This is a genomic window from Marinococcus sp. LNHM5E3-2.1 (genome assembly GCF_056034365.1).
Map to the genome: position 1 here is coordinate 168,854 of NZ_JBQLIB010000002.1, position 11,934 is coordinate 180,787.

12 protein-coding genes are annotated in these 11,934 nt (G+C 48.8%); 5 read left to right on the forward strand and 7 right to left on the reverse strand.

All coding sequences use genetic code 11. The annotated features are described in order from the left end of the window. Nucleotides 1-23 precede the first annotated feature (23 nt). The 3 genes from ACTRXH_RS05030 to ACTRXH_RS05040 all read left to right on the forward strand — a co-directional run bounded on the left by ACTRXH_RS05030 (nt 24) and on the right by ACTRXH_RS05040 (nt 2,030). Nucleotides 24-575, forward strand: a complete 552-nt coding sequence (locus ACTRXH_RS05030) for an acyl-CoA thioesterase (RefSeq protein WP_474262293.1) — start codon at nt 24-26, stop codon at nt 573-575. Beyond that, nucleotides 559-924 carry a hypothetical protein gene (locus ACTRXH_RS05035; RefSeq protein ID WP_474262294.1) on the forward strand — a complete coding sequence of 122 codons (366 nt, stop codon included), beginning with the start codon at nt 559-561 and terminating at the stop codon, nt 922-924. The genes ACTRXH_RS05030 and ACTRXH_RS05035 overlap by 17 nt, the downstream gene beginning before the upstream one ends. A gap of 173 nt (nt 925-1,097) precedes the next feature. Next, on the forward strand, nt 1,098-2,030 hold the full coding sequence (locus tag ACTRXH_RS05040) for an LCP family glycopolymer transferase (protein WP_474262295.1): 933 nt from the start codon (nt 1,098-1,100) through the stop codon (nt 2,028-2,030). Between the two features lie 34 nt (nt 2,031-2,064). On the opposite strand, the gene ACTRXH_RS05045 is transcribed toward ACTRXH_RS05040, so the two are convergent. The 4 genes from ACTRXH_RS05045 to ACTRXH_RS05060 all read right to left on the reverse strand — a co-directional run bounded on the left by ACTRXH_RS05045 (nt 2,065) and on the right by ACTRXH_RS05060 (nt 6,206). Beyond that, a complete protein-coding gene (locus tag ACTRXH_RS05045) occupies nt 2,065-2,847 on the reverse strand; it encodes a CpsB/CapC family capsule biosynthesis tyrosine phosphatase (RefSeq protein ID WP_474262296.1) in 783 nt (260 codons plus the stop codon). Between the two features lie 199 nt (nt 2,848-3,046). After that, a complete protein-coding gene (locus ACTRXH_RS05050; protein ID WP_474280999.1) occupies nt 3,047-4,015 on the reverse strand; it encodes a C40 family peptidase in 969 nt (322 codons plus the stop codon). 394 nt (nt 4,016-4,409) lie between these two features. After that, complete coding sequence (locus tag ACTRXH_RS05055; protein WP_474262298.1) at nt 4,410-5,051, reverse strand: hypothetical protein; 642 nt, start codon at nt 5,049-5,051, stop codon at nt 4,410-4,412. Between the two features lie 348 nt (nt 5,052-5,399). Then, nucleotides 5,400-6,206 carry a histidinol-phosphatase gene (locus ACTRXH_RS05060; protein WP_474281107.1) on the reverse strand — a complete coding sequence of 269 codons (807 nt, stop codon included), beginning with the start codon at nt 6,204-6,206 and terminating at the stop codon, nt 5,400-5,402. A 250-nt stretch (nt 6,207-6,456) separates the two neighbouring features. On the opposite strand from ACTRXH_RS05060, the gene nagE reads away from it, so the two are divergent. Further along, complete coding sequence (gene nagE / locus ACTRXH_RS05065; protein ID WP_474281109.1) at nt 6,457-7,839, forward strand: N-acetylglucosamine-specific PTS transporter subunit IIBC; 1,383 nt, start codon at nt 6,457-6,459, stop codon at nt 7,837-7,839. Between the two features lie 85 nt (nt 7,840-7,924). Next, nucleotides 7,925-8,653 carry an SIS domain-containing protein gene (locus ACTRXH_RS05070; RefSeq protein WP_474281001.1) on the forward strand — a complete coding sequence of 243 codons (729 nt, stop codon included), beginning with the start codon at nt 7,925-7,927 and terminating at the stop codon, nt 8,651-8,653. A 12-nt stretch (nt 8,654-8,665) separates the two neighbouring features. On the opposite strand, the gene ACTRXH_RS05075 is transcribed toward ACTRXH_RS05070, so the two are convergent. From ACTRXH_RS05075 to ACTRXH_RS05085, 3 genes are all read right to left on the reverse strand, one after another. Beyond that, entirely contained in the window at nt 8,666-10,030 is a 1,365-nt protein-coding gene (locus ACTRXH_RS05075) for an MATE family efflux transporter (protein WP_474281003.1), read from the reverse strand. A gap of 91 nt (nt 10,031-10,121) precedes the next feature. Then, entirely contained in the window at nt 10,122-10,610 is a 489-nt protein-coding gene (locus ACTRXH_RS05080) for a VOC family protein (protein WP_474281005.1), read from the reverse strand. A gap of 73 nt (nt 10,611-10,683) precedes the next feature. Continuing rightward, the gene (locus ACTRXH_RS05085; RefSeq protein ID WP_474281006.1) at nt 10,684-11,934 is read right to left on the reverse strand and encodes a dihydrolipoamide acetyltransferase family protein; all 1,251 of its coding nucleotides are present in this window, start codon (nt 11,932-11,934) and stop codon (nt 10,684-10,686) included.

The window sequence follows — 11,934 nt, forward strand, 5'->3', positions numbered from 1 at the left end:
TATAAATGAAAGGAGACTTCACTATGCAGTCACGGAAAATGCGTGAAAGCCGTATCGTCAACACGGACCAGGTACTGCTGAACGATTTAAATAACTACAATTCCCTTTTTGGCGGTGTTCTGATGAAAAAACTCGACAGCTGCGCCACGCTGTCGGCCCGCCGGCATTCCCGCGCGAAGGAATGCGTTACCGCTTCGACCGATTCCATCGATTTTCTTTGCTCGATTTTCCAGACGGATTCGGTTTGCATTGAATCATTCGTTTCCTATACCGGCACAAGCTCAATGGAAATCTTCTGCAAGGTCATCGCTGAAGATATGATGAGCGGGGAACGCCGGATTGCAGCTACTGCCTTTTTAACCTTTGTCGCTCTTGGCGACCACGGTAAACCAGTGCCGGTCCCGGATATTATTCCGGAAACTGAGGAAGAAAAAACGCTGTTTGAAACCGGCCAGGACCGCGAGATTGACCGGAAGCAACACCGGCAGAAAAGCAAGGAACTCGCGAAGTTCATTACCCTGGAAAAACCATGGGATGAACACGAGGAGGGCATGCAGTATGATCACGTTAACTAGTATCCAGACGCTCCGGAGCGTCGATGAAGAACGCTGCGCATTGAAGCAAAGCAACGAAGAGCTGTATACGCTGTGGACCCATGCGGTTCAGCTGACCCGGAAGCTTCAGCTCCGCTATCAAAGTCTCTGTGCGCTGCTTCAGCCGGCAGAAGAACTGCCGCCAGACGTCCAGGCGCTGCCGAATTCTGTGCGCAGTCTTTATATAGAAGAAGTGCAGAAAATTCGCAGACAGGCGAACGATGAACAGCTGCAGCAGTTTATCCAGACGCTTTCCTTTGAAGAGCAGGAAGCCTTCTGTGCGCTGACCGCCGGGGCTACGCCGGAATCCATTAAGGGATTGAACAAATAACGAAACGAATCCAGACAATTATATTGTCTGGATTTTTTTGTAACTTCCTGGCATTTAAGGCGACTATTATTTGTGGCAAATATCATATAATTACAGCCTATTGAACTATTGCTGAATTAACTATAAAATAAAGCAATACTACATAACCAGGCAGACAGGAGAAATGAACACATATGAAAAAAGCATTACTTATTATTGGCGGGCTGTTTCTCGCGCTCCTTATCGCAGTTGGCATTTACGCCTGGTATCTCTACGATTCCGTGGCAGATACCGCAGAAAATATTAACGAAGGCGATGACCGCCAAAGTGACCTTCGCGACGCGGATGTGGATATGGATACGAGCGAGCCGATTTCCATTCTGCTCATGGGCGTCGACGCCCGAAACGGAAGTACTTCCGGACGTACGGATACAATGATTGTGGCGACCGTGAATCCTGAAACTGAATCGACTAAAATGGTCAGCATACCTCGTGACACGTACACGGAAATGGTTGGGCGCGGCACAAAAGATAAAATTACGCATGCGTACGCGTTTGGCGGTGCCGATATGGCCATGAATACAGTAGAAAACTTTTTGAATGTGCCGATTGACTACTATGCGACCATCAATTTCGAAGGATTTGAGGATATGGTGGATGCGGTCGGCGGCGTTACGGTAGAAAACGATTTTGAATTCAGCGACGATGGATACGACTTCCCCGAAGGTGAAATCGAAATGGACGGGGAAAAGGCACTCACTTACGTGCGCATGAGAAAAGAAGATCCACGCGGTGACCTCGGGCGCAACGAACGCCAGCGCCAGGTGATTGAAGCTATTGCGAACAAGGGGCAGAGTGTTACGTCTATTACACGTATCGGCGACTATCTTGATGTCGTGGAAGAAAATGTGCGCACGAACATGACCTTCGATGATATGAAGGATCTGCGCTCGAATTACTTCAGCGCACGGAACGATATTGAAAATATCAATTTTGAAAATGGACAGGACCGGACCATTGACGGTATTTACTACATGGAACAGGACCCGGCCGAAGTACAGGAAATCTCGAACATGCTGCGGGATCATCTCGAGCTTGAAGACGGCGAAGAAGCTCCCGCAGAATAACGAAAACGGTGCCCTCCACAGAGGACACCGTTTTTTATTTGGCTTTGGAGCGGTTTGGCATGAACCATCTCCGCTTTTCTTTTAAGGAAAACGGCTCTTCCGTACTGACATAACGGTTATCCAGCACGCAGGTCCCGTTGTCTTTGATCATTTCAGCGTAATCCCTTCCAGCGAGCTTTTCAATACTGTCGAAAGCGGCTTCCATGGAGAGGCCTCCATCAAAGGAATCGATGGTTACATTCGCCACAATATTTATCCACCGGTACTGGATCATTTTCTCTGCCAGCTGTCTCTCCGGCTTCGGCGCCGATTTGCTGAAGCTCTCCGCGTTCACCTGTGCAAGTGATCCATTTTTAATCAATCGGTACAGCTCTTCGGGGTGCTCCTGGAATCCCGGTTCTTTTTCCGGTTCTGCCAGGATCGGCATGTAACCTTCCATACGCAATTCATGTAAATGCGCGTGCATTTCGTGGTAGGAAAGTTCTTCGCTCCAGTCTACAAGCACGTACCGGCTGCCGTTTAGCGTTAATGCTTCTTCCGTTTTTAATTCATTTACCAGTGTATTAGTCAGTCGTACGCACTGACCTGGATGAATACGGAGAACTCCCAACTCACCGCGCCACTGCTTTTGAAACTGTTCAATTAAAAATGGAATCGTGTCTCCCGGGCGTTTTTCGTTACCATGCCATTGTTTCGGAGCAACAATAATATCTTTCATTCCTGCCTGGTTGTACTCTTCGAGTAATTGCCTGACATTATGTTCTTTCTCCGCCGTTTCGTCTTCATCATTTAAGATGTAGCTGTTAATGTCAATCAATTCTTCCACTCCTTTGGTTTGTTACCCGTATTATTTCTTCGGCATGGAAAACGACTAAGTTATCTAAGTATAGCACACAACCTCTCAAACAAAGTAAAAATATCTTAGTCTTACACCCTGCGCCAACTGCTACTTTTATCACAAAAAAGAGGCTGAAAGCAATTACTCTGCTTTTCAGCCTCACGGTTATTTATGTTGTTTAAAAGCGGCCCGCTCCAATATAACGGGATTTCCAGTAGGAGCTGTTCATATCGGAAATAGTAACGCCGGTCGAAGCACCGGCATGGAGAAACTTGCCGTTTCCAACGTAGAAGCCCATGTGCGACGGACCGGTTCTTGTTTCGTAAAATACTGCATCACCTACGCTTGGATTCGACACCCTCGATACCTGCGTCCACATCTGTGCGACTGTCCGTTTCGTTGTGACGCCGTGCTGCTTCATGACGTACTGCACGAAACCGCTGCAGTCAAAGCCGCTCGTAGAGGTGCCGCCCCACACGTACGGGGTGCCAATATACTGTTTGCCTGTTTCCACTACTGCGGAGGAAGATCCTGTTGATACTCCGGCTACCGTACTGCTTGAACTGGAGGAAGAACTCGAACTGCCGGAAGAAGCTGTTACATTACTTTTTAATGCCTTCTGTGTAACTGGTCCGACAACTCCATCCATGCCAATACCCGCTGTGCGCTGGAAGTCTTTAACGGCAGCTGCCGTCACTGGACCGAATACCCCGTCCACAGAGCTGTTATAAAACCCTTTGCTTTTGAGCGTACTTTGCAGGCTTCTTACTTCACTGCCGCGGTCGCCCTGACGGAGTCTTGAAGAAACGCTTGAGCTGGTGGAACCCGAAGAATTCGAAGATACTTTGGAGGAAGAGCTGCTGCCGCCAAGGTTCATTTTACTGAACGTAATTGGCCCGGCCACGCCGTCCACGCCAATGCTCTTGGAACGCTGGAATGATTTTAGCGAGCCTGCTGTTACTGGTCCGAACACCCCGTCAATTGCTCCGGTGTGGAAGCCTTCGCTTTTAAGGTACTCCTGCAGTTCTTTTACATCTGAATTCCGGTGGCCTACTTTTAACGTCTGGTCTCCAAGCGCCGCATCCGCGACAGTTGGTGTTGCAAGAAGTCCTGCTGCCAGAGCAGCGCTGAATAAGAATTTTTTCATTATGTTTTCGCCTGTAAAGTCTCTTAATATCCGGAATGTGTATGTTGTGGTTCTAAAGTTTCAGAATGAAATATCTGATAGAAATATATGTAATAAAAGGGATATTTTTTATTATTAAGAGTTTAAGACGATCACACCTCCTGTTATTTTATTTTTAAATTATTTAATATGTTTTTCCCGTTTTACAAGCTATTCGTATTATATGTTGGGGGTTTAACTAATTCAATAGAACGATCACTTTTGTTACACAACTGTAATTTTGCACACAAATCCGTAACTTTATTGATGATTTTAGACCTACGTAAAACTTTATGCCCGTTATAATAGACTTAGTAAAATAAAAAAGCTTCTTCCGCCTGAAATCCAGCGGAGGAAGCTTTTCTTTAACTTTATATTACATTTGTAGTATTCTATGTTCTTTAATATAGTCGATGATCTCTTCAACGCTGATATCGTCTGCCAGAATGTATCTGCTGCGCTGATGCACTTCCGGTTTTTCAAGAATATCAAGCTTTACGCAATAGCGGAAAAGAAGTGTTATGAACTGGCGCAGCGTGGAGGCCTGATAGGTGGACTTTTCTTTCAGTGAATCCCCGAAGGCTTCAAAGTAATCCTTGGAGGAAAAAGGAGATTTATTTTCCCAGGAGACCAGGTTCTGCAAAAATGTCCGGAAAAAATCAACGCTTACGGCATACGTCTGCGGTGCTTTTTTGAATTTCAGCAGCCCTTCTTCTTCAATATAGTATAAAAGGAGCGTCTCCCGGCCCCGTCCTGCAGAAATATTGTTTCCGTTCATCCGGGGCTGCTCCCTAAAGGAGACTGTGGGAGCGGACAAGTCGACCAATCCGTTTTCCCCGGAAGCTGCAGCCTCTGCGCTGCTTCGTTCCGGATAAGTGACGTCCTCTCCTGCGATAAAGGCCTCCATCCGCTCGAGGTTGCGCATATGGTTTACGGCCTGCTCGGCGCGATCGTAGTTATGCTCCTGAATCGCCTCGTACAGAATTTCCTGTAACTGTTCTTCATACTTTGCTGGCATTAAGGGTAAATCTCCTTTCTTCAGTGACGGGCTCCGTAATATTAATCGTTTTTGCCTCTGTATAGAAATTGATTCATTTAGCTGTACAGGTGCAAAAATAACTAAACATTTGAATTATACTTAATACATTTTTTCATATTGGCGTCCCGGCGTCTATACTTTCCTACTGTATAATTATAAATTACACACGAAACCTCTTCTATCGTACGTTATTCTTCTACTACTTTCATCGGTCTTCATTCTCGATATTTACAGCGGTCTTTATTAATATCGCTACATTAACGTAAAAAAGCCGGAAAAAAGCGCACATTCACTCTTCTCCAGCTTACATATATAAATTTATATAGCTTACAGATTCACGTCCACCGGGCGGCGCTTCCGAAAAAACCTCCAGGACCGGTAGCCGATCTGCTTCAGACGATGCCGCACTTCTTCCAAATCGTCCCCGATTCTCTCCGGCACGTGCGCATCGGAGCCGAACGTAACCGGAACGTTGTAATACAGGGCGCGTTCGAGCATTTCATCCGATGGATACCAGCCTCCGCAGTATTTAGTTTTGCCGGAGGTGTTAATTTCAATGGCTGTGCCTTTCTCCCCGATTATCTGGAGCGTCTTCTCCACTTCCGGAGTATCGATCTCTGCCGCATAGGGAAAATAACCCTTTAAGGCATCGATATGGCCCAGAATATCAAACATGCCGCTTTTGGCGGAAAGCGCAATCTGGCGGTAATATTCTTCCTTTACCTGCCGGATATCCGCATCGTCCATACCTTCCCACCTTGAGGTATCGAAAATATTGACGCCGTTTACAAAATGGACCGATCCGATCACATAATCCATTGGATACCTTTCATACTGCTTCCGGTAAGGTGCTTCTTGGTCCGGGAAATAGTCCGATTCCACGCCGATAAGCACTTCAATGTCGTTTATGTATTTTTCCTTCAGCTGCCGGATTTCCTCAATATACGCAGGGAATTCTCCTTTGGCCATCGTAATGCGTGGATACGGCTGCTCCTCTGTACTAGCAAAAAATGGGGAATGGTCGGAAATACCGATTACGTCGAGCTTTTTCCGGATCGCTGCCTGAATGTAATCCTCGATTGTGCCTTCTGCATGCCCACAGCGGTCGTGATGGTTATGAAGGTCAAATTTCACTTTTATCACCTTTTCTTTTTCTTTTTATCGTATCATGCCTGAGTTAAAAATCTATTGAGAAAATGGTATAGACATCTATATATAATGTGTTACTATGTTTGTAAGCGTTACCTTATAGATGTCGTCAGATTCTTTAACAGAGTTTTTAAATTTTTAAGAAAATTGGTATAGACATCTATAACTAAAATAAGGTACATTTTCATCATACATTATATTAAAGGGGGATCTACTTATGCTTGGAAACATTCAAATCATGGGCAAGTTCCAGAAGCTCGGGCGCTCGCTGATGCTTCCGATCGCAGCCCTTCCGGCTGCAGCTCTTATTCTTCGTTTTGGCCAGGATGACCTGCTCGGCATAGCCTTTGTCGCAAGCGCCGGCCAGTTCATTTTCGACAACCTGGCACTACTGTTTGCAGTCGGCCTGGCAATTGGTTTTTCCAGGGACGGAAGCGGCGCTGCCGCACTTGCAGGCGTGGTTGGCTATCTGATTCTGGACGGTGGCCTTACAGGCATTGACGAAAATATCGATATGGGGGTGCTTGGCGGCATTATCGCAGGGATTACGGCCGGACTTTTATATAACCGCTTTTATAACATACAGCTGCCACAGTTCCTCGGCTTCTTTGGAGGCAGGCGGTTCGTACCTATTATCACCGCTGTTACGATGCTTTTATTTGCGTTTATCTTTGGCTATGTATGGCCGCCGGTGCAAAGCGGCATTGACCAGGTTACCGGCGTAATGACGGATACGGGAGCCGCCGGAGCCGGGATTTATGGATTCTTGAACCGTCTCCTGATTCCAACTGGGCTCCACCATATTATCAATACATTTATCTGGTTCGATTTTGGTTCCTTCCAAGGCTATAACGGTGAATTGACCCGCTTCTTCAACGGGGATCCGAACGCTGGTGCATACACAGCCGGATTCTTCCCAATTATGATGTTCGGTCTTCCAGGTGCCTGCCTGGCAATGATTCTGGCAGCAAAGCCGGAGCGCCGCAAAGAAGTAGCCGGTATGCTCGGCAGCCTGGCACTCACTTCATTTTTGACCGGTATTACGGAACCAATTGAATTTACATTTATGTTCCTTTCTCCGCTGCTTTATGTAGTACACGCACTGATGACCGGACTTGCGATGATGATTACGTTCGAGCTTGGCATATTAAACGGCTTCGGGTTCTCTGCCGGGTTCATTGACTATTTGATTAACTTCGGCATCGCGACCAAGCCTGTGCTGCTGCTCGGGATAGGGCTGATATTCGGTATTCTTTACTTCATCGTCTTCTCGGCGCTTATCCGTCTGCTGAATATTAAAACCCCGGGCCGCGAAGATGAGGAAACGGTCACGACAGCGAATGCAAACAGTGGCGATGACAAATATGAATCGCTCGCCAAAAATTACGTAGCTGCCCTCGGAGGGTATTCCAATATTCAATCGATCGATAACTGCGTGACGAGGCTGCGGCTTCAAATGAATGACATGGACGAAGTTGATGAAGACAAGCTAAAGCAAAACGGGGCACGCGGCGTAGTAAAAGTAGATAAAACCAACCTGCAGGTTATTATTGGCACTGAGGTGGAATTTGTCGCAGACGCTATGCGCACCCAGCATCCTGATTCCAAGGCAGAATAATCATTGCCCCCGTTTCAAAGACGGGGGCTTTTTCTCTGCCTGAAAACAGGTATACTTTTATCGTGAAGAAAGGATGATACGTATTATGATAGAGAAATATTTTTCCAGTATCCGCCAGCAGCTGAGCGCTGTGGAAAAACAGGAACACAGCCAGATGGAGGCGTGTGCTGAAGCGATCGCCAATACGCTTGAGCAGGACGGGGTCATACATCTATTCGGATGCGGACATTCACACCTTCTTTCGCTCGAAGTCTACTACCGGGCCGGCGGCCTCGTTCCGATCCACCCCATTCTTCATGAACCGGTGATGCTTCACGAAGGGGCTCTGCGCTCCTCCGAGCTTGAGCGTACAAACGATTACGCCTCTACGTTTTTAGCCAACGAAAATATTCAGCCGGAGGACACCGTGATCGTTATTTCTACCTCTGGAAGAAACCCTGTACCGATCGATGTCGCCCTCCATGCCAAAAAAGCCGGCGCTGCAGTCGCCGGCCTGACCTCGGTTGCTTATTCTTCGGGCCAGTCTTCCCGTCATAAAGACGGATTCAGGCTGATGGATGTCGTCGATATTGTCCTCGATAACCATGCGCCGCCCGGAGATGCACTGCTGACGCATCCGGATCTCACAACTCCTTTTGCCTCAAGCTCTACAGCAGTAGGAACCGCTATGCTGCAGGCAGCTATTGCCCGGGCGATTGAAATAACGGCGGACCGGGGGAAAACGCCGCCTATTTTTACGAGCGGCAATGCTGACGGCGGGGATGACCAAAACGAACAATGGCTGCAGAAATACCGGCACCGGCTTGGGTTTTAAAGAAGTCCGGGACTAAGAGACACTACAGCCTCCTTCGTGTCTTTTTACCACTATCTTCAGCCGGATGAAAAATCCGATTGCGGCACTGGTCAGCCCGACAGTGATGCCGAGCCAAAGGCCAAACGGCCCGAGCGGCGTCGTGACCGCAAGCAGGTACCCGGCCGGCAGCCCGAGCGCCCAGTAGGAGACGAGCGCCGTGAAAAACGGCACGGTCACATCTTTATAGCCCCGGAGCACCCCCTGAAGCGAGGCCTGGGCGGCATCTGAAATCTGGTAGACAATCGCAAACAGGAAAAACTGGGCAGCAAGCTGCACAACTTCTTCATTGGTCGTATAAATATAGGCGATCGGCTCGCGCAGCAGAAATATACCAATAGAGGCTATACCAAGGATACCCATGGCTGCCGCCACCCCGAGGCGTGTATAAGCCTTCGCACCCTCAAGATAGCCGCCGCCCACCTCATACGCCACCACAATCGTCAGAGCGATGGAAATACTTAAAGGCACCATAAAGATCAGAGACGTGAAGCTGAGCGCCACCTGGTGGGCAGCGACTGTAACTGTGCTGAACAGCGACGCCATTAAAAGACTCACTGCCGAAAAAATACTCGATTCAAAAAACAGCGACATCCCCATCGGCACGCCGATCCGCAGCTGCTCCTTCCACGACTGCCAGGACGGCCTGTACCAATCCAGAAAAATGCGGAACTTCCTCATCGCCGGAATCCGGAACGTCATTATGATGCTGAACGCAAAAATGATCCAATAGGAAATTGCCGTCGCGTAGCCTGCTCCGATACCGCCGAGCTCGGGAAAGCCAAATTTGCCAAAAATTAATACGTAATTAAAGAACGCATTAAACGGAAGCGTACCGAGCATGATCACCATCGTAATCCGCGTATGACCCTGGGCATCAAAAAAGTTCCGGAGCACGATCGATAAAAAGAACGGAATAATTCCAAAGGCGAGACCAATCAAATAATGGGCCGCAATCCGTTCAACACCCGGTTCGAGCGACATAAAAGAAAGAGCCGGGCTTAACGCCGCCGCTCCGAGCGTAATAACAAGAATCCCGAAAAGTACGCCAAGGTAAAGTCCCTGCGTAATCGTTCCGGCAATCTTTCTCCCTTCCCCGGCCCCCAGCTGCTGGGAGACGATCGGTGTGATGGCGAGCAGGATGCCATTCACCGCTGTAAATACCGGCATCCACAGATTGGCCCCAATCGCCACACCCGCCAGATCGTCCGTTCCAGCCCGTCCGGACATGATTGTGTCTATTAAATTCATGCCAAAATAGCTCAGCTGTGTAATCAAAATGGGTACTAAAATAACCATAAACAGCCGCAGCTTCTCTTTTATCGTTTCTGCGTGATACATAACTTTGCCTCCTGCTGACATATCCCGTCTGTTCTGCTCATCTGTACAGAATAACATTGATCAGCCGGAAAGGGCACCTCATGCAGGCGGCTTATGGGCTGTCCATGTTTCCATAAGTGACTTCGGTGCTGTGGGAATAAAGCTCGACGATATTGCCGAACGGGTCCTCCATATAAACAAGCCGGTACGGCTTTCCCTCTCTCGGGTGCCATGTCCTGCTCCGCCGTTTTCCTCCTTCCGATTCAATTTGTACAGCCGTTTCTTCTACATCAGAAACAAGAAGGCACAGGTGAAAAAATCGCTGCTGCCACGGCGGGCTCTGTTTCAGATCAGGCTTCGGGTCAACAAATTCAAACAGCTCGAGTCCCACCTGGTTGTCCGTCGTCAGATGAGCATTGCGCATTTCTTTCACCTCTTCGCCGAGAAGATCCATTGTCATATTCGTGGAAGCATCGTCCGTTTCCTCAGCTTTCGCTGTGAATGGGCCGGCCAGAAGCTCAAAATCCAGCACCCGCGTGTACCATTCGACCGCTGCGTCAATATCCGGCACGGTTAAACCGATGTGGGTAATTCCAGTCATAAACTCCCTCCTTTGTCATACAAAAGCCGTTCCCATTATGGAAACGGCTTAACCCTGTATGGGGGAAAACGTATTAGAAAAACAACCGGTGCGGATTCTCTAAAATACCGGTAAGCTCTGCGAGAAACCGCCCGGCCGGTTCGCCGTCGAGGGCGCGGTGATCAAATGTCAGGCTGAGCGGCAGCAGCTTTCGCTCCATTGGAATGCCTTCGTGAAACTGTACCCCGTCCTGGACGGCTCCGACACCCAGTATAGCCGCTTCCGGTGTATTTAAAATCGGCGTAAAGTATTCGACACCGGTCGAACCAACATTCGTAATCGTAAACGTGGAGCCCTGCATATCTTCAGAAGCTAGCTGGTTTTCCCTTGCCCCGTGCCCGAGCAAGCGGATGCTCTCACCAATCTCCCGCACCGATTTGGCTTCGGCATGGAAAATGACCGGCACCACGAGGCCTTCTGTCAATGCGGCCGCTATTCCCAGGTGCACATGATCATAGCGGTAAAGCGTGCCTTCCTGAAACGAAGCGTTCGCTGCCGGATGCTTTCGGAGAGCCAGTACTGCTGCTTTGGCAATGAACGCAGTCAGTGTCATCGTTTTCGCTTCCCCGTTCTGTTCAAGCTCAGCATTGGCCTGCTTCTGCATCTGCAGCAGCCCGGTAACATCTGCCTTTCTCATCAGCGTAAGCTGGGCGCTTTCCTGCAGGCTCTGCTGCATACGGTCGGCAATAACTTTACGCATCCCTTTAACAGCCGTCACCTGAGTCGTGTCGAGCGATGGATTGGCTGATGCCGGTTCGTTTTGCGGCAGAGCAGTGCTTTCTTCCTCGCCCCCCGATTCTACTAGCGCTTCCACATCCTTCTTGGTAATTCGTCCTTTCGGTCCGGTGCCTTCAATGTTTTCTACCGGAATACCGTGCGCCGATGCCAGCTTTTTAGCGGCTGGAGATACCCGCACGCGCGATTCAGCCTGAGGCGCGTGATTTATTTCCCGGGAAATAGCCGGTTCTTCTGCGACCGTTTCTGCCGTTTCCGGGGCCACCGACGCCGGCTCTTCTTTGGCTGACGTGCTTTCTGCTATTTGTTCACCGGGCTCTCCCATGTAGGCAATCACCTGACCAACCGTCAGCGTCTCGTCTTCTGCGGCGGTGATTTTGAGCATCTGACCGTCTGCAGGAGCCTCCACTTCATTTGTGATTTTATCCGAGCTGACCGTTACAATCGGCTCCCCTTTTTTAATATCGTCTCCTTCTTTTTTCAGCCATTCGGTAATGGTGCCCTCGTTCATACTCATTCCAAACTTCGGCATTACGATCTCTGTGGCCAT

Excerpts from the sequence above, each read along its gene's own strand:
- ACTRXH_RS05030 (WP_474262293.1), top strand. The coding sequence starts at position 24 with ATGCAGTCACGGAAAATGCGTGAAAGCCGTATCGTCAACACGGACCAG.
- ACTRXH_RS05035 (WP_474262294.1), top strand. The coding sequence starts at position 559 with ATGATCACGTTAACTAGTATCCAGACGCTCCGGAGCGTCGATGAAGAA.
- ACTRXH_RS05040 (WP_474262295.1), top strand. The coding sequence starts at position 1,098 with ATGAAAAAAGCATTACTTATTATTGGCGGGCTGTTTCTCGCGCTCCTT.
- ACTRXH_RS05050 (WP_474280999.1), bottom strand. The coding sequence starts at position 4,015 with ATGAAAAAATTCTTATTCAGCGCTGCTCTGGCAGCAGGACTTCTTGCA.
- ACTRXH_RS05055 (WP_474262298.1), bottom strand. The coding sequence starts at position 5,051 with ATGCCAGCAAAGTATGAAGAACAGTTACAGGAAATTCTGTACGAGGCG.
- ACTRXH_RS05070 (WP_474281001.1), top strand. The coding sequence starts at position 7,925 with ATGATAGAGAAATATTTTTCCAGTATCCGCCAGCAGCTGAGCGCTGTG.
- ACTRXH_RS05075 (WP_474281003.1), bottom strand. The coding sequence starts at position 10,030 with ATGTATCACGCAGAAACGATAAAAGAGAAGCTGCGGCTGTTTATGGTT.
- ACTRXH_RS05080 (WP_474281005.1), bottom strand. The coding sequence starts at position 10,610 with ATGACTGGAATTACCCACATCGGTTTAACCGTGCCGGATATTGACGCA.
- ACTRXH_RS05085 (WP_474281006.1), bottom strand. The coding sequence starts at position 11,934 with ATGGCCACAGAGATCGTAATGCCGAAGTTTGGAATGAGTATGAACGAG.